The sequence below is a fragment of the Bradyrhizobium sp. USDA 4354 genome, from assembly GCF_054060315.1.
Genome location: NZ_JBSSDC010000001.1, coordinates 3,900,906 through 3,918,890, shown reverse-complemented (window position 1 = coordinate 3,918,890; position 17,985 = coordinate 3,900,906). Strand labels below are relative to the sequence as shown.

The following is a 17,985-nucleotide window of genomic DNA, read 5'->3' as shown; positions in this document are numbered from 1 at the left end:
ATTTCCTCCAACTGTCTTTTTTCTAGAAGCGCTTCAGGGCTTTCAGGACTTTTGCGGGCGTGATCGGAATCGAATTGATGGCGGCTCCGAACGGAGCGAGCGCATCGTTGACGGCATTGAGCACGCAGGCGGACGCCGCCGCCGTGCCGGCCTCGCCAACCCCCTTCGCGCCGAGCTCAGTGTCGGCGGTCGGCGTCTCGACATGGGCGATGACGATGTCGGGCATCTCCATCGGCATCGGCACGAGGTAGTCGGCGAGCGAGCCATTCACGAGTTGGCCGGTCTCGCTGTAGCGGCATTCCTCGAACAGCGCCGCGCCAAGCCCCTGCACGATACCGCCGCGGAGCTGCTCGTCCACCAGCATCGGATTGATGACACGGCCGCAATCCTCGACGATGAAATGCTTCAGGAGCCTGATGAAGCCGGTCTCGACATCCACCTCCAGCGAGCAGCCCTGGATGCCGTTGGTGAAGGCAAAGGGGTAGCCCTGCGGCGCGAAATGGTGGCTCACGGTGAGCTGCGCCTGCGTGCCGGGCGGCAAGGTGTCAGAGCGGAAATAGGCGATGCGCGCGATCTCGGCGATCGGCAGGCGGGGCTTGCGCGTCGCAGCGTCCACGACCTCGCCATCGACGATGTCGAGCGCGGATGGCTGCTCCTGCAGAATGAGCGCGGCGATCTCCAGAATGTTGCGCTTGAGCGCGCGCGCGGCCTGGAGCGCTGTCTCGCCGCCGATGCCGGCGCCGCGGCAGGCCCAGGTGGCGCCGCCATGCGGCGTCACCTCGGTATCTCCGGTGATAACCTTGACGTGCTCCTGCGCAAGGCCGAGCTGATCGGCCACGATCTGGCTGATGATCGCCTCTGTCCCCTGCCCCTGCTCGGTGACCGAGATCAGGCAACGCACCTCGCCCGACGGTGTCAGGCTGACGATCGCCCCGTCCTGCGAGGAAATGCGCGCGCCGCCGACGCCATAGAATGCCGGGCTGGGGTTGGTGATCTCGACAAAGGCAGCAACGCCGATGCCGCGGTAGATGCCGCGTTTGCGCAAGTCCATCTGCTCGGCACGCAGCGCCTCATAGTCCATCAGCTCATGCAGGCGCTTCAGGCACGCCTGATGCGACAGCGCCTCGAAGCGGTAGCCGGTCGGCGAGGTCTGCGGATAGGTGTCGTCGGCGATCACGTTCTGCGCGCGGATGGCGAAAGGATCGAGGCCGAGCTTCGCCGCCGCCATATCAACCATCCGCTCGGTGACGGCGCAGGCGATGGGATGTCCGACAGCACGGTACTGGCTGGTCTGCACCTTGTTCTGGAAGATCACTTCCAGCGTGGCGCGGTAACTCTTGAACCGATAGGGCGCACCGATCAGGCGGATCACCTGATTGCCCTCGACCACGCTGGTGCGTGGATAGGTCGAGAACGCGCCGATCGCGGTCAAATCCAGCACGTCCATCGCGAGAATCTCGCCCTCGGCGTTGAGCGCCATCCGGGCGCGGACGCGGTGGTCGCGGGCGTGGATGTCGGAGACGAACGACTCGATACGGTCCGCCACGTATTTGACGGGGCGGCCGAGCAGGATCGAGAGGCCGACCACAGCCATGTCCTCGTGATAGACATGCAGCTTCATCCCGAAGGAGCCGCCGATGTCGGTCGCGATCACGCGAACATGGGCCTCAGGTATGCCATAGTGCCGCGAATAGAGGTCCTGGAACTGATAGGGCGTCTGCGTGCCGTGATGCACGGTCAGCATGCCAGCAGCGGGATCGTAGTCGGCGACGATGGCACGAGGCTCCAGCGTCACTGCGGTATGGCGGCCGAAGGAGAATTCCTCCTCCACCACATGGGCTGCATGCGCGAAGGCGTCATCGACGGTGCCGCTGTCGAGCTGGCTGCGGAAGCACACATTGGTCGCGCTGCCGGGATTGACCAGCGGGCTGCCGGCCTCACGTGCGCCGTGGATGTCGACGACAATGGGAAGGTCCTCGTAATCGATCTCGATCAGCTCCAGCGCATCCTCGGCGATCGCACGATTCTCGGCGACGACGGCGACCACCGCCTGCCCGGCCCAGACCACGCGATCCAGCGGCAGCGGCAATTGCGGCGCGGAGGTCATGCCCTTGAAATGATCGAGTGTCCCGGTCCAGGGCGTGCAGATCTTGGCGAGATCCGCCCCCGTCGCGACGAGATGCACACCTTCCAGCGCGCGCGCCTCGTCGGTATTGATCGAGACGATCTTCGCGTGGGCATGCGGACTGCGCAGGAACGCAGCATAGAGCATGCGCGGCAGGCGGAGGTCGCTGACATAGCGCCCGCGCCCCGCGAGCAGGCGCTTGGCGTTCGGCCGCGGCAGGGAACGGCCGATATAGGAATTCGGAGGATCGAGCGAGGTCAACGGCGCGTTCATGTCGCACCTCCGCCTTCGCTGCGCGCCTTCGCCACCGCATCAATGGCGTCGACAATGGCTTCATAGCCGGTGCATCGGCAATAATTGCCCGATAGAGCACCGCGAATGTCCTCGCGGCTCGGCTGCGCCATCTGCGAGAGCAGCTCGTGGGCGTTGACCAGCATGCCGGGCGTACAGAAGCCGCATTGCAGCGCGTTGCGACGATGGAATTCCGCCTGGAGGTCGGCGATCACCCCGCTCTCGGTGAGACCCTCGATCGTATTGATGCTGGCGCCGTCGGCTTGCACCGCGAACATCAAGCAGGAGTGCACGGCGCGGCCGTCGATCTGAACCAGGCAGGCGCCGCAGGCGCCCATTTCGCAGCCGGCATGCGTGCCCGTCAGCTCCAGCTCGTTGCGCAGGCAATCGACCAGCGTCTCGCGCGGTGCGACCTCGCAGGCGACCTTGCGGCCGTTGACGACGAAGCGAACCCGCACTGTCTCGTCGGCATCTTCCCGGAGGGATTCGTCAACGCCGCTCATGCGCCCTCACCTAGGCGTCCGAGCAGGCGCCCAAGCAGCACACGGGCGAGATGCAGCCGCATGGCCGGCGGCACCTCGTCGCTTTCGGGCGGCGTGAGATCGCCCTCGAGCGCCGCCTGCGCAGCAGCGATACGTTGCGCATCGAGGCCGAAGCCGATGAGGGCCGCCTCAGCGCCTTTCACCCGCGTCGGCGTATTGCCGACAGAAAAGAAAGAGATGCGGATGTCATCGATCCGATCATTCGTGAAAGTCGCAAGCATGCCGCAACCGACCAGTGCATAGTCCCCGCGCCGCCGCGCCAGCTCGTCGAACGCAAAGCGCTGGTCGGCCCGAAATAGCGGGACATGGATCGCGGTGATCAGCTCACCCGGCTGTAACGCCGTCTCGAACAGGTCGATGAAGAAATCATCTGCCCTCACGCGCCGACTGCCGGACGGACCCGCGATCTCGATCTCGGCGTCGAGCGCCAAGGTCATCGCTGGAAACTCGGAAGCCGGATCGGCCAGCGCGACGCTGCCGCCGAACGTGCCGCGATTGCGGATGGCCGGATGCGCAACGAACGGCGCCGCGGCGCGCAGCAACGGCGCGAACTCGGCAATCAGCGGCTCGCTCAGCATTTCGCAATGGCGCGTCAGCGCACCAATGCGCAAGTGACCGCCTTCGCGCCTGATGCCGCGCAGCTCGGCGATATGCGTGATGTCGATCAGCAGCCGCGGCGCCTGGAGCCGCAGCGACAGGGCCGGCACGAGGCTCTGGCCGCCGGCAATGAAGCGCGCCTCGTCCCCGGCGCGCGCATGAGCATCCAGCGCCTGGTCGATCGTCGCAGCACGAAAATAGCTGAAAGCCTTGGCCTTCACTGCCGTTTCCTCAAGATCCATCGGCCCATCAGCCGGGATGCCAGATTTGTAACCATCTGGTCTCAAAATCCTGACACGCCGCCAAGGGATGGTCAACAGGAAATGACCATTTGGTCACAAATGTAGCTTGGGCTATGAAGGCGACGATACGTGCGATTCAGCGACGAAATGGCCCGAAAAGCGCAGAAAACGGCGAAGCGACTGGTCCGCAAGCGGACCGAGACAGGCAGCAAGTCTGCGCCAAAGCGCCGCAACATGCGTGCGGCGGACCGAGAACGCGCGATCGTGGAGGAAGCGATCCGCTTCTTCGCCGAGCACGGCTTCGAGGGCCAGACCCGCGAGCTCGCCAAGCGCATGGGCATCACGCATTCGGCGATCTATCGCCACTTCCCGAGCAAGGAAGCGCTGATCGAGCGCGTCTATCAGGAGGTCTATCTCAGCCGCTGGTCGCCCGATTGGGCTCCGATGATCCGCGACCGAACCGTGCCGCTGGAGGTCAGGCTCACGCGTTTCTATCTCGATTATGTCGAACGCGTGTTCGAGTACAATTGGGTGCGGATCTTCGTCTTCTCCGGCATGAAGTCGTTCGGCATCACCAGCCGCTATCTCGATATCGTCCGCCGCGAGATCATCGAGCCGGCGGCGGCCGAGCTGCGCTGTGAGCTGAAGCTGCCCGACGCAAAAGCTCACCCACTGAGTGAACGCGAGACCGAATTGTTCTGGGGCCTGCACGGCCGCATCTTCTATCTCGCCATTCGCAAGTTCATCTACGCGACCCCGATCCCATCAGACCTCGACGCCATCGTCCGCGATGCCGTCCAGACTTTCATGGACGGCGCCAAGGCGACGATGCCGAAGCTGCTAGGAAGCGACTGAGGGCGCTACTTCGAAAGGCTCGGCAGATCGAGCCCCTTGTCGCGGGCGCAGTCGATCGCGATGTCGTAACCCGCGTCGGCATGGCGCATGACGCCGCTGGCGGGGTCATTCCAGAGCACGCGCTCAATACGCTTGGCCGCTTCCGGCGTACCGTCGGCGACGATCACCATGCCGGCATGCTGCGAATAGCCGATGCCGACGCCGCCGCCATGGTGCAGAGAGACCCAGGTCGCACCGCTGGCGCAATTGAGCAGTGCGTTCAGCAGCGGCCAATCGGACACCGCATCCGATCCGTCCTTCATCGCCTCGGTCTCGCGGTTGGGGCTCGCCACCGAGCCGCTGTCGAGATGATCGCGGCCGATCACGATCGGAGCCTTCAACTCGCCGCGCGCCACCATCTCATTGAACGCGAGGCCGAGGCGATGGCGGTCGCCGAGGCCGACCCAGCAGATCCGCGCCGGCAGGCCCTGGAACTTGATGCGCTCCTTGGCCATGTCGAGCCAATTGTGCAGATGCTTGTCGTCAGGCATCAGCTCCTTGACCCTGGCATCTGTCTTGAAGATGTCCTCGGGATCACCCGAGAGCGCGGCCCAGCGGAACGGCCCGACACCGCGGCAGAACAGCGGGCGGATATAGGCGGGCACGAAGCCCGGGAAATCGAACGCGTTCTTCAGGCCCATGTCCTGCGCCATCTGACGGATGTTGTTGCCGTAGTCGAGCGTCGGGATGCCCTGCGCGTGGAAATCCAACATAGCCTGGACGTGCTCGACCATCGACATCTTCGAGGCACGCTCGACCGATTTCGGATCGGACTCGCGCTTCGCCTCCCACTCAGCAAGCGTCCAGCCCTTCGGCAAGTACCCATTGATCGGATCATGCGCGCTGGTCTGATCGGTGACGATGTCCGGTTTGACGCCGCGGCGCACCAGCTCCGGGAAAATCTCCGCAGCATTGCCGAGCAGGCCGACCGAGACCGCCTTCTTCGTCTTCGCGGCCTCCGTCATCATCGCGAGCGCCTCGTCGAGCGTTGCGGCCTGGCGATCGAGATAGCCGGTGCGCAAGCGCATCTCAATGCGGCTGGGCTGGCATTCGACCGCGAGCATCGAGGCACCGGCCATGGTCGCGGCCAGCGGCTGCGCACCGCCCATGCCTCCCAAGCCGGCCGTGAGAATCCATTTACCGGCAAGGCTGCCGCCATAGTGGCGACGGCCGACCTCGGCGAAGGTCTCGTACGTGCCCTGCACGATGCCCTGGCTGCCGATATAGATCCAGGAGCCCGCCGTCATCTGGCCGTACATCATCAGGCCCTGACGATCGAGCTCGTTGAAATGATCGAGCGTCGCCCAATGCGGCACGATGTTCGAGTTCGCGATCAGCACACGCGGCGCGTCCGCATGGGTCCGAAACACGCCGACCGGCTTGCCGGACTGCACCAGCAGCGTCTGGTCGGCTTCCAGCTTGCGCAGCGCCGCAACGATGCGGTCGAAGCTTTCCCAGTCGCGCGCGGCGCGGCCGATACCGCCATAGACGACGAGCTCGCTCGGGCGCTCCGCGACATCAGGATCGAGATTGTTCATCAGCATGCGCAAAGGCGCTTCCGTCAACCAGCTCTTGGCGCTGATGTCGCTGCCGCGGGGCGCGCGGATGGTGCGGTCATTGTCCAGTCGGCGGTTCATGCGGAAGACCTCTTCAGTCAAGTCTCGTTTCATCAAGTCTTGGAAACGGATCGGTTGGAAGCGCCGTGAGCGCGATGGTCGGCAGCAGGTCCGCTTCGACCAGCGCAGCGGCCTTGGCGAGATCGCCCGCCATGTAACGGTCGGCGCCAAGCGCGGGCACCCGCTCGCGCAGCTCGGAAATGACGGCAGCGAGCGGCGCGCTGGTCGCATGCGGCGCGCGCAGCGTGATGCCTTGGGCCGCGACCAGAAGCTCGATGCCTAAAATGGCAGCGAGATTGTCAGCCATATCGGACAGGCGCCGCGCCGCATGTGCGGCCATCGACACATGGTCTTCCTGGTTGGCACTGGTCGGTGTCGAGTCGATCGAGCAGGCGAGCGCACGCTGCTTGTTCTCGGCATAGAGCGCAGCCGCCGTCACCTCGGCGATCATGAACCCGGAGTTGATGCCGGGATCGGGGGTGAGGAACGGCGGCAGGCCGAAATTGAGCGCGGGATCGACCAGCGTCGCGATGCGCCGCTCGCTGATTGCGCCGATCTCCGACAGCGCCAGCGCGATCGCATCGGCGGCGAAGGCGACCGGCTCGGCATGGAAATTGCCGCCGGAGACGATCTCGCCGGTCTCGACCAGCACCAGCGGATTGTCGGTGACGGCATTGGCCTCGACGATCAGCGTGCGCGCGGCCTGCGTGATGAGATCGAGCGCCGCGCCCGCGACCTGCGGCTGGCAGCGCAGGCAATAGGAATCCTGCACCCTCTCATCGCCTTCGAGGTGAGAGAGGCGGATATCGCTGCCATCGAGCAGCGCGGTCAGCGTCGCGGCCGCCGCGATCTGCCCGGCATGGCCACGCAGCGCCTGGATTTCGGGGCGGAACGGCGCCGTCGAGGCCATCGCCGCGTCCACCGACAGCGCACCGGTTACGAGTGCGGCGCGGAAGAGGCGATATGCACGCAGCACGCCTGACAGGGCGTAGGCGGTCGAGAATTGCGTGCCGTTGATCAGCGCGAGACCTTCCTTCGGCCCAAGGGTCAGCGGCGAGAGGCCGGCCGCCTCGAGAGCGTCGGCGCCGGATACGGTTTTCCCCGTCAACGATCGCCTGCCCTTCGCCGATCATCACGGCCGTCATATGCGCGAGCGGCGCCAGATCACCGGAGGCGCCCACCGAGCCTTGCTGCGGCACCTGCGGACAGACGCCACGGGCCAGCATGTTCTGCAGCTGCTCGATCACCGCGCGGCGCACGCCGGAGGCGCCGCGGCCGAGCGAAACGATCTTCAACGCCATCATCAGGCGGACGATCGGCTCCGGTGTCGGCTGGCCGACGCCACAGCAATGCGAGACAATCAGATTGCGCTGGAGCAGCGCGGTCTGGTCCGGAGGAATGCGCTTCGACGCCAGCTTCCCGAAGCCGGTGTTGATGCCGTAGACCGGCGCGTCAGCCCCCGCCGCCTTCGCGACGATCTCCGCCGCCGCTTCCACACGCGGCCAGAACGACGGATCGAGCACGACGGGCGCACCATCGAGCGCGCACGAGAGATCATCGAGACCGACTGTCCCCGGTTTGACGACGATCGAGGTGTCCTGCTCCGTCACTGCCCCCTCCAAACCCGGCGGTGCAGCGGATTGAAGCCGATGCGGTAGACCAACTCGGCCGGACGCTCGATCTCCCAGATCGCAAGGTCGCACCATTTGCCGGCTTTCAGGGTGCCGGTCGCATTCAGGAGGCCAAGCGCCCGCGCGCCTTCGCGGGTGACGCCGGCGAGGCACTCGGCCACATTCATCCGGAACAGCGTCGCGCCCATGTTCATCGCGAGCAGCAGCGAGGTCAGCGGCGAGCTGCCGGGATTGCAGTCGGTCGCCAGCGCCATGGGAACACCATGCTTGCGGAACCCCTCGACCGGCGGCTTCTGCGTCTCGCGAATGAAGTAGAATGCACCGGGCAACAGCACCGCCACCGTGCCAGCCTTCGCCATGGCGGCAGCGCCGGCTTCGTCGGTGTGCTCCAGATGATCGGCCGACAGTGCGGAGTATCTTGCGGCAAGCCCGGCACCGCCGAGATTCGACAGCTGGTCGGCATGCAGCTTCACCGGCAACCCAAGCCCTCTCGCGACCTCGAACACTCGCGCGGTCTGCTCAGCCGAGAACGCGATCCCTTCCATGAAGGCATCGACGGCATCGGCAAGTCCGGCCTTGGCGACGGCGGGCAGCATCTCCTTGCAGACGAGATCGATGTAGCGATCCTTGTCGCCATCGGCCTCCACTGGTAGCGCATGCGCACCGAGGAAGGATGTTCGGATCGCAACGAGCCGCTGACGACCGAGGATCCGCGCCGCGGAGAGTTGCCGCATCTCGGTTTCAACATCGAGGCCGTAGCCGGACTTGATCTCGACCGTGGTCGCGCCCTCGCCGATCAGCGCATCGAGCCGCGGCAGCGCGCTTGCGACGAGATCGGCTTCGCTCGCCTTGCGCGTTGCCGCCACTGTCGAGACGATGCCGCCGCCGGCGCGCGCGATCTCCTCGTAGCTCGCGCCCTTCAGGCGCAGCTCGAATTCATGCGCACGGTTGCCGCCATAGACGAGATGGGTGTGGCAGTCGACGAGACCCGGCGTGATCCAGCGCCCCGCGCAATCAATCCGCTCGATCGCGTCCGCATCGACGGGGAAGTCCGCCTTCGCGCCTGCATAGGCGATACGGCCGCCGCGTGCCGCGATGACGCCGTGCTCGACCTCGCCGAGATCGGGGCGGTCGGTCCGCATCGTGGCGAGACGGGCATTATGCCAGATCCGGTCGAAGCGCTCTGCCATGCGGGTATCCATTCGCCGTCGGATGCTTGACTTATATGTCTAGACATATAATCGTAATGCCGTTCTGTCCAGCCGGCGTGTAATCATGACCCGACTGCATTTCGCTTCCGCGCTCCTGCCTTCAGGCTGGGCCAATGACGTGCAGGTGGTCGTCACCGCCGGCGCGATCGCAGCGGTGACGCCGAATGTGGCGCCCGCGGCTGGCGACGAGCGCCACGCAATCGCGCTTCCGGGACTTGCGAGCCTGCACAGCCACGCGTTCCAGCGCGGCATGGCAGGGCTTGCTGAATTGCGCGGCGATTCTACCGACACGTTCTGGACCTGGCGCGAGACGATGTACCGCTTTGCGCTGGCAATGACGCCCGACGACGTCGCGGCTGTTGCGACGCTGCTCTATGTCGAGATGCTCGAGCAGGGTTTTACCCGCGTCGGCGAGTTCCACTATCTGCATCACGACCGCGACGGTTCGCCCTATGCCGACATCGCCGAGATGGCCGCGCAGATCGCGCAGGCCGCCGAAGCCTCCGGCATTGCGCTGACGCTGCTGCCGAGCTTTTATGCACATGGCTCGTTTGGAGGCGCGGCACCGCACACCGGCCAGCGCCGCTTCATCTGCACGGTCGATCAGTTCGACGCATTGATGGCTGCCTCGCGCCAGACGATCAGCGCGTTGCCTGGCGCCAATATCGGCATCGCACCACACAGTTTGCGCGCGGTGGCGCCGGACGAGCTTGGCGCGATCATTCCGATCGCCGAAGGCGGGCCGGTACACATTCACGCCGCCGAGCAGGTGAAGGAAGTCGATGATTGCCTGGCCTGGTCGGGACGCCGTCCAGTGCAATGGCTGCTGGAACATGCCCCCGTGGACCAACGCTGGTGCCTCATTCACGCGACCCACACGACGGGCGAGGAAGTGGCGGCTTTCGCAAAGACAGGCGCGATCGCCGGCCTCTGCCCGATCACGGAAGCGAGCCTCGGCGACGGCATTTTTTCGGCGCGCGCGTTTCTCGACGCCGGCGGCCGTTTTGGCGTCGGCACAGATTCCAATGTGCTCGTCGGCGTCACCGACGAGCTCCGTCAGCTCGAATACGGCCAACGTCTAAAGCATCGCGAACGCAACGTGCTCTCCAGTGGCGCAGGCCGTTCGACGGGACGCACGCTGTTCGATCATGCGCTCGCTGGCGGCGCACAAGCGCTGGCGCAATCGTCAGTCGGCCTCACGCCCGGTGCGCGCGCCGACATCGTCACGCTCGACACTGCGCATCCATCGCTGGCTGGACGTCAGAGGGACGCGGCCATCGATGGCTGGATCTTTGCAGCCGGCAGCGGTGCGATCGACTGCGTCTGGGCCGGCGGCGACAAGGTCGTCGAGGGCGGCCGGCACAGACTTCGCCAGACGGCACGCGAACACTTCAACGCAGCAGTGCGGAGGCTCGTCGCATGAGCCTCGCCGCTGACGCAGCCGACAAGCCGACGCTCTACAAACGCATTCGCGCCGACATCGAGAAGCGCATCCTGACCGGCGAGTGGCCGCCCGGACATCGTATTCCCTTCGAGCACGAACTGGTCGAGCGCTACGGCTGCTCGCGCATGACCGTGAACAAGGCGCTGTCGGAGCTGGCACAGGCCGACCTGATCGAGCGGCGGCGGCGCGCCGGCTCGTTCGTACGCCGGCCGCAGCATCAGTCGGCGGTGCTCAAGATCGCCGACATCCGCGCCGAGATCACCGCGCTCGGACGCTCGTACGGCTACGAGCTGATCGGCCTCAAGCTGCGCGCGTCGACCGCTGCCGACCGCGACCGTCTCGGCGCGAAGAAGGCCGGCAAGGTGGTCGCGATCACCTGCCGGCATAGCGCCGACAACGTTCCGTTCGCGGTCGAGGACAGGCTGATTGATCTCTCATCCGTACCGAATGCCGCGACCGCGGATTTCTCGCGCGAGCCGCCGGGCTCCTGGCTGCTTCACCATGTCCCATGGACCGAAGCCGAGCATACGATCAGCGCCATCGTTGCGGACGACCGCACGGCGGAAGCGCTCGACATCGCCGTCGGCGCGCCCTGCCTCGTGATCGACCGCTACACCTGGCGCAGCGCACGCACCATCACCGCGGTGCGCCTGCTCTATCCCGGTGACTCTCACCGCCTTGTCGCCCGATTCAAGGGAGGCTGAGAGGACATGTCGGCACAATTCGTGCAACGCGTCGGGCAACGGTCCAGATGGGCCGACAGTGATCAACAGGACGTCAAACCATCGATCGGCAAGAGGACGACAATCATGCGTAGCTCAAAGGTATTTGCGACAATCATTGCTCTCGCGGCCACGACCCCGGTGCTCGCCGACGACGTCAAGGTCGGCGTCGGCATCTCCGGATGGACCGGCTTCGCGCCGCTGACGCTGGCGAAGGAGGCCGGAATCTTCAAGAAGAACGGCCTCGACGTCACCATCAAGAAGATTCCGCAGAAGGACCGCCACCTTGCGATCGCCTCCGGCGACATCCAGTGCGCGGCGACCACGGTCGAGACCTGGATCTCCTGGAACGCCAATGGCGTCGCAACCAAGCAGATCTTCCAGCTCGACAAGAGCTATGGCGCCGACGGCATGGCCGTGCGCAACGACGTCGCCGCGATCAAGGACCTGAAGGGCAAGACGGTTGCGGCTTCCGCGCCGGGCACCTCGCCCTATTTCGCGCTGGCCTGGATGCTCAAGAAGAACGGCCTCACCACGAAGGATGTCACCGTGGTGAACCTCGAGCCGGCGGCCGCGGCGCAAGCCTTTGTCTCCGGCCAGAATGATGCGGCGATGACCTATGAACCGTATCTGTCGACGGTTCGTGCCGCGCCCGACAAGGGCAAGATCATCGCCACCACGCTCGACTACCCGATGGTCATGGACACTTTTGGCTGCACGCCGAAGTTCCTGAGCGAGAATCCCAAGGCTGCCAAGGCGCTCGCTGACAGCTATTTCGAGGCGCTCGACATGATCGCCAAGGACCAGGCCAAGTCCTATGAGATCATGGGCGCCGACGTGAAGCAGACCGGCGAGCAGTTCGGCAACTCGGCGAAATATCTGCGCTGGCAGGACAAGGCCGCGAACCAGAAGTTCTTCGCCGGCGACTTCCTGACCTTCAACAAGGAGGCCGCCGAGCTCCTGCTCGAGATCGGCATCATCAAGTCCGTGCCGAAGGTCGAGGACCTCTACGACGCGAGCTTCATCAAGTAAATTTCTTCGAGCTGCCGGTTCCGCCAGCGGCGGAGCCGGCGCACCATTCGGATAGACAATTTGATGCGTCCTCTGGATCCCGTGACATCGAAGCAGCGCGCGGCCTACGGCCTTGCGTTCTTCGTGCTGTTCGTCGCCCTCTGGTCGTGGGCGACGTTCGGCGGCCATGTGTCGAAGACCTTCCTCGCCAATCCGCTGACCATGGTGCAGGAGGGCGTTGAGCTGCTCACCAAGCACGGCTTCCTGTTCGACATCGGCATGACGATCTGGCGCGTCGTCGGCGGCTTCGCACTCGCCGCGATCATCGCGGTGCCGCTCGGGGTGCTGATGGGCGCCTACAAGCCGATCGAAGCGTTCCTCGAACCGTTCGTGTCCTTCGCTCGTTATTTGCCCGCCTCCGCCTTCATCCCGTTGCTGATCCTTTGGGCCGGCATCGGCGAGCTGCAAAAGCTGCTCGTCATCTTCATCGGCTCGGTGTTCCAGGTCATCCTGATGGTCGCGGTGACTGTCGGCGCCACGCGGCGGGACCTGGTTGAGGCCGCCTACACGCTGGGCGCCAGCGACCGCGGCATCATCCGGCGGGTGCTGCTGCCCTCCTCCGCGCCGGAGATCGCAGAAATCCTGCGGCTGGTGCTGGGCTGGGCCTGGACCTACGTCATCGTCGCCGAGCTGATCGGCTCGTCCTCCGGCATCGGCCACATGATCACGGACAGCCAGGCGCTGCTCAACACCGGCCAGATCATCTTCGGCATCATCGTGATCGGATTGATCGGCCTGCTCTCGGACTTCCTGTTCAAGGCATTCAACGCCTGGCTGTTTCCCTGGAAGCTGGCATGACGACGCTCAGGATCGAACAGGTTTCGCGGACCTTCCCCGCGCGCCACGGCAACGCCCCGACCAGGGCGCTGGAGCCGACCGACCTCATCATCGGCAACAACGACTTCGTCACCATCCTTGGCCCCTCCGGCTGCGGCAAGTCTACGCTGCTGCGTATCGTCGCCGGCCTCGACCGTCCCACCAGCGGGCGTGTCACGCTCGACGGACGCGAGGTAACCGGCCCCGGTGCGGATCGCGGCATGGTGTTCCAGTCCTACACGCTGTTTCCCTGGCTGACCGTGCGCGAGAACATCGCTTTCGGCCTGCGCGAGCGCGGCGTATCCGAGACGGAGCGGAACAAGACCGCGGATACCTTCATCCGCCAGGTCGGATTGTCGGGCTTCGAGAACCACTGGCCGAAGCAGCTCTCCGGCGGCATGCAGCAACGCACGGCGATCGCGCGTGCGCTCGCCAATGATCCAAAAATCCTGCTGCTCGACGAGCCCTTTGGCGCGCTGGACAACCAGACCCGCGCCCTGATGCAGGAGATGCTGCTCGGGATCTGGGAGCGCGACCAGAAGACCGTGCTGTTCGTCACCCACGACATCGAGGAAGCCATCTTCCTCGGCAGCCGCGTCATCGTCATGAGCGCACGCCCCGGCCGCATCAAGGCTGAGATCAACGTGGACCTGCCGCATCCGCGTTCCTACAAGATCAAGACCACGCCGGAATTCGTCCAGCTCAAGGAGCGGCTGGTCGAGGAGATCCGCACCGAGGCACTGAAGGTTGCCGAACATGCCTGACACCCAGCCCCGCGCCGACGGCAAGCGCGTTCTCGCCGACCTCAATGCACTGCGCGCCATCGGGGCCTACAAGACCGGCGTGCACAAGCCGACCTTCTCCGAGCCGCATAAGCAATCGCTCGACTGGCTGATGCACAAGCTGCCCGAGGCGAGCCTCAACGCCGCGATCGACGGCATCGGCAATGTCTTCGGCACCAGCGCCAAGCCCGGGCCGAAGCTGCTGGCGGGATCGCATCTGGAAAGCCAGAACTACGCCGGCTGGCTCGATGGCCCGCTCGGCGTCGTCTACGCGCTCGAAGCCGCTAGGGTTCTCAATGCCGATCCCTCCGTGAAAGGCGCGGTCGAAGTCGCCGCCTGGTGCGACGAGGAGGGACATTTCGGCCATTTCCTCGGCTCGCGCTCCTATGTCAGGCAGGTCACCGAGGCCGACATCGATGCCGCACGCGACCGCAGCAGCGGCCGCACCATGCGCGATGCGCTTGCCGACATGGGTCTCGCCGGGCGCCCGCGCGTCACCGTCGAGCAGGGGCGGCACGTCGGATATCTGGAGGCGCATATCGAGCAGGGCGACACGCTCGAAAGCGGCCGCCTCGCGATCGGCGTCGTGACCTCCATCGTCGGCATCTGGCAGTACCAGATCAATTTTACCGGCGAGCAGAACCACGCCGGCACCACGCGCATGGCGGTGCGCAAGGATGCCGGTCTCGCGCTGGCAAAATTCTGCGTCGCGATCGACGAACGCTTTCCGGCTGCATGCGGCCCGCGCACGGTCTGGACCACCGGTCGCATCACGCTCGATCCGGGCGCGCCGAGCATCATTCCGGGTGGCGCAGAGATGCTGTTCCAGATCCGCGACGACGATCCGGCCGTGATCGCGCGGCTGGAGCAATTGCTGCGGACCATGGCGGAGGAGGCCAGTTCGAACGGTCCCTGCACCGTCGCCGTCGAGAAACTGCGCACTGGTGCGCCCGCCATGATGAATTCCGGCTTTCAGGATGCGATCGAGGCCGCGAGCAAAGCCCTGGCCGGCGGCCGATCCATCCGCATGCCCAGCGGCGCCGGGCACGATGCGCAGATGCTGGCGACCGTCATGCCCGCGGGCATGCTGTTCGTGCCGTCGATCGGCGGCATCAGCCACCATTGGACCGAGAACACCGCCGATGCCGATATCGTCACCGGCGCACAGGTGTTCGTCGACACCTGCCGGCGGATACTTGGCGGCTAGAATGACGTGCCGCCGCCGAACCTGAATTCCTGAACCACGTCGTATTTTCCTTTCGTGATCGGCACGGCATAGTCGAAGCGCAACGGCCCGAACGGCGAGGCCCAGATCAGGCCGACGCCGACCGACGAGCGCACCACATTGCCGTCGTCATATTGAAGTCCGCAGGTCGGGCAGGCCTTGGTGTTGACTTCGCCCGTGGCCGACCATGAGGTCGGACCCTGGTAGCCCCAGAGCGATCCGGCATCGGCGTAGACTGCGCCCTTCAAGCCGACTTCCTTGGGCAGGAACCAGAACGGCATCTGCAACTCCATCGACGCGCCCCAATATTTGGTGCCGCCAAGCGAATCGCCGTTGGTGCCCAAGCTCCGATAGGTGATGTCGCGCGGACCAATGCCGTTGGAGGCGAAGCCGCGCACGAGATTCGGCCCCATCTGGAAATGATCAAGCATGCGCAGCTCCTGGCTACCAAGCTTGCTGAGGAGACCGCCCTGGAAATGGATCACGCTGACGATATCGAGCACGAGTGGCGTGTAGTACTTGGTGTCCAGCGCCGTCTTCAGGTAGGTGACGTCGCCGCCGACGCCCGCAAAATCCTGCTTGAAGTCGACCAGCAACCCCTCTGTCGGGTTCTTGGTGTTGTCGAGCGTGTTGTAGTTCAGCGTGTAGCCGAGCGCCGACGTCCAGGTCGCGCCGTTCGCCAGCTCCTTGCGGACCGGCAGGCTCGACTCGCCGTCGCCATAGCAGCCGTATCCGTAGACGCCCGAATCGGTCGAATTGGTCGGATCCACGCCGCCGAGGACGTTCTTGATGTAGGCTGGCGTCGGATTGAACGCCAGTGATGTGTTCGAGGCATTGTTGTTGCAATTGTTGTAGGCGCTGGCGAGCGTGATGCTCTGCTGATAGAGCGAGTAGCGGAGCTGGAGCGAGAGATCCTCGCGCAATGCAAGGCCGATGCGCGGCGAGAAGCCCAGCGTGGTCACGCCGTAGCTCGTATAGCTGTTCGACAATTGCTGGCGCCAGTAGGTGTCGAAGCCGAGCGCCATCCGGTAGTCGAGCAGGTAAGGCTCGACGAAGGACAACGATATGCCGCGCGAATACTGGCCGTAGCTGACCGACGCCTTGGCGTAGAGCCCCTTCCCGAGCAGATTGCGCTCGGAGATCGAGACTTCGGCCAGCGCACCGTCGGAGGTGGAGTAGCCGCCCGAGATCGAGAAGTCGCCGGTCGATTTCTCCTCCATGTCGACGATCAGGATGACGCGATCGCTCGACGAGCCGGGCTCGGTGACGATCTTGACGCTCTTGAAGTAGTCGAGGTTCTTCAGCCGCCGCTCGGCGCGGTCGACCAGCGCGCGGTTGTAGGCATCGCCCTCCGAGAGATCGAATTCTCGACGGATCACGTAATCGCGCGTGCGCGTGTTGCCGCGGATGTTGATGCGCTCGATATAGCTCCGCGGGCCTTCGTCGACGTTGAACACGACGGAGACGGTGTGCGCCCCAAAATTGCGGTCGCCGCCGGGCCGCACCACGGCGAAGGAATAGCCGCGGCGCGAGGCCTCGATCTGCATCTCTTCGGTCGACTTCTCGACCGCTTCGACGTTGTAGAGCGAACCGACATGGACGCGCGAATAGACGCGCAGCGAATTTGCGTCGAAATTGGGAATGCTGGAGCGGAAACTCACCGACCCGACCCGGTATTGCTGCCCTTCCTCGATCTTGAAGGTGACGAGAAAGCCCTTCTTCTCCGGATCGTATTCGGTGAGCGCGGCGACGACCTGGACGTCGGCGAAACCGTTCTTGAGATAGAAGCGACGAATCAGGTCGCGATCGGCCTCGACGCGATCGGGATCATAGATGTCGTTACTGGCGAGGAAACTGAGCAGGTTGCTCTCACGGGTCTTGATGACGTCGCGCAATCGCGAGGCCGAGAAGGCACTGTTGCCGATAAACTCGACCGACTTGACCGAGGTCTTTACCCCCTCCTCGACCGTGAAGACGAGATCGACGCGATTGCTCGGCTGATCGATGATCTCAGGCGTGACGCGCACGTCGTAGCGGCCCGAGCGCCGATAGATCTCGGCGATGCGCAGCGTGTCGGATTGTACCAGCGCCCGCGAGAAGGTCCCGCGCGGCTTGGACTGGATCTCGGCCGAGAGCTGCTCGTCCTTGATCTTCTTGTTGCCCTCGAAGGCAATGCGGCCGATCACGGCATTTTCCACCACCGACACCACGAGGCGGCCGCCGGACTGACTGATCTTCACGTCCTGGAACAGGCCTGTCCCGATCAACGCCTTGAGCCCGTCATCGAGGGCGGATTGATCGAGGCGCCCGCCGGGGCCGGGTCTGAAATAGGAGCGGACCGTCTCGGCTTCCACGCGGCGGTTACCTTCGACCACGATGGTCTCCACGCCCTGCGCTGCCGCCGGCTGCGGCATCAGCACGACGGGAATTGAACTCGCAATCGATACACCACTCATCGCCACCGCGATCAGCAAGACCCGCAACACCGACATTCCACACCTCAGGAGCACCTCCTGCTCTGAAACGAAACGGCTGTGGCCGCGATGTGGCTTTGAGATTGCTGGATCGTTTCCAGTCGTTGAGATTGATTTGCGGATCAGTCGCTCGAGTGCGGCCGCCATGACGGCCGTGCGAGCCTTTCGGCGGCGAACGAACGAGATGCGCGCTGCCGGGCCCGCAGCCCGTCCGCGCAAGCGCGCAGCAACATCGCGCAACGCCAGAATTCTTTACAGCCTCTCCAGCCGGTGCGAGAGGCGACGGCATCATGAAGTTGCAT

13 protein-coding genes and 1 pseudogene are annotated in these 17,985 nt (G+C 64.8%); 7 read left to right on the top strand and 7 right to left on the bottom strand.

Annotated elements, in window-relative coordinates:
• Positions 1–22 precede the first annotated feature (22 nt).
• Genes ACVIIV_RS17835 through ACVIIV_RS17825 form a run of 3 tightly spaced genes read right to left on the bottom strand, consistent with a single transcriptional unit; the run spans position 23 to position 3,776 of the window.
• The gene (locus tag ACVIIV_RS17835) at positions 23–2,398 is read right to left on the bottom strand and encodes a xanthine dehydrogenase family protein molybdopterin-binding subunit (RefSeq protein ID WP_456745319.1); all 2,376 of its coding nucleotides are present in this window, start codon (positions 2,396–2,398) and stop codon (positions 23–25) included.
• Complete coding sequence (locus tag ACVIIV_RS17830) at positions 2,395–2,919, bottom strand: (2Fe-2S)-binding protein (protein ID WP_456745318.1); 525 nt, start codon at positions 2,917–2,919, stop codon at positions 2,395–2,397. The genes ACVIIV_RS17835 and ACVIIV_RS17830 overlap by 4 nt, the downstream gene beginning before the upstream one ends.
• A complete protein-coding gene (locus ACVIIV_RS17825) occupies positions 2,916–3,776 on the bottom strand; it encodes an FAD binding domain-containing protein (protein ID WP_456748763.1) in 861 nt (286 codons plus the stop codon). The genes ACVIIV_RS17830 and ACVIIV_RS17825 overlap by 4 nt, the downstream gene beginning before the upstream one ends.
• Positions 3,777–4,031: 255 nt before the next feature.
• On the opposite strand from ACVIIV_RS17825, the gene ACVIIV_RS17820 reads away from it, so the two are divergent.
• Complete coding sequence (locus tag ACVIIV_RS17820; protein ID WP_456745317.1) at positions 4,032–4,652, top strand: TetR/AcrR family transcriptional regulator; 621 nt, start codon at positions 4,032–4,034, stop codon at positions 4,650–4,652.
• Positions 4,653–4,657: 5 nt separating this feature from the next.
• Here the strand turns inward: ACVIIV_RS17820 and hutU are convergent, their stop codons facing one another.
• The 3 genes and pseudogenes from hutU to hutI form a co-directional block, all read right to left on the bottom strand.
• Positions 4,658–6,328, bottom strand: coding sequence for a urocanate hydratase (gene hutU, locus ACVIIV_RS17815; RefSeq protein ID WP_456745316.1), 1,671 nt, complete (start codon positions 6,326–6,328; stop codon positions 4,658–4,660).
• A gap of 13 nt (positions 6,329–6,341) precedes the next feature.
• Positions 6,342–7,917: pseudogene (hutH, locus tag ACVIIV_RS17810) on the bottom strand (histidine ammonia-lyase).
• Positions 7,914–9,128, bottom strand: a complete 1,215-nt coding sequence (gene hutI / locus ACVIIV_RS17805) for an imidazolonepropionase (RefSeq protein WP_456745315.1) — start codon at positions 9,126–9,128, stop codon at positions 7,914–7,916. The pseudogene hutH and the gene hutI overlap by 4 nt, the downstream one beginning before the upstream one ends.
• 85 nt (positions 9,129–9,213) lie before the next feature.
• Here hutI and ACVIIV_RS17800 point away from each other — a divergent pair, with 85 nt between their 5' ends.
• From ACVIIV_RS17800 to ACVIIV_RS17775, 6 genes are all read left to right on the top strand, one after another.
• The gene (locus tag ACVIIV_RS17800) at positions 9,214–10,572 is read left to right on the top strand and encodes a formimidoylglutamate deiminase (protein WP_456745314.1); all 1,359 of its coding nucleotides are present in this window, start codon (positions 9,214–9,216) and stop codon (positions 10,570–10,572) included.
• Positions 10,569–11,297, top strand: coding sequence for a histidine utilization repressor (hutC, locus tag ACVIIV_RS17795; protein WP_456745313.1), 729 nt, complete (start codon positions 10,569–10,571; stop codon positions 11,295–11,297). The genes ACVIIV_RS17800 and hutC overlap by 4 nt, the downstream gene beginning before the upstream one ends.
• Before the next feature lie 105 nt (positions 11,298–11,402).
• Positions 11,403–12,347 carry an ABC transporter substrate-binding protein gene (locus ACVIIV_RS17790; protein WP_456745312.1) on the top strand — a complete coding sequence of 315 codons (945 nt, stop codon included), beginning with the start codon at positions 11,403–11,405 and terminating at the stop codon, positions 12,345–12,347.
• Positions 12,348–12,410: 63 nt separating this feature from the next.
• Positions 12,411–13,184 carry an ABC transporter permease gene (locus ACVIIV_RS17785; protein WP_456745311.1) on the top strand — a complete coding sequence of 258 codons (774 nt, stop codon included), beginning with the start codon at positions 12,411–12,413 and terminating at the stop codon, positions 13,182–13,184.
• Positions 13,181–13,966, top strand: a complete 786-nt coding sequence (locus ACVIIV_RS17780; protein ID WP_456745310.1) for an ABC transporter ATP-binding protein — start codon at positions 13,181–13,183, stop codon at positions 13,964–13,966. The genes ACVIIV_RS17785 and ACVIIV_RS17780 overlap by 4 nt, the downstream gene beginning before the upstream one ends.
• The gene (locus ACVIIV_RS17775) at positions 13,959–15,191 is read left to right on the top strand and encodes a hydantoinase/carbamoylase family amidase (protein ID WP_456745309.1); all 1,233 of its coding nucleotides are present in this window, start codon (positions 13,959–13,961) and stop codon (positions 15,189–15,191) included. The genes ACVIIV_RS17780 and ACVIIV_RS17775 overlap by 8 nt, the downstream gene beginning before the upstream one ends.
• Here the strand turns inward: ACVIIV_RS17775 and bamA are convergent.
• A complete protein-coding gene (gene bamA / locus ACVIIV_RS17770) occupies positions 15,188–17,701 on the bottom strand; it encodes an outer membrane protein assembly factor BamA (protein WP_456745308.1) in 2,514 nt (837 codons plus the stop codon). The two genes, ACVIIV_RS17775 and bamA, sit on opposite strands and share 4 nt — an antisense overlap.
• Positions 17,702–17,985: the final 284 nt, after the last annotated feature.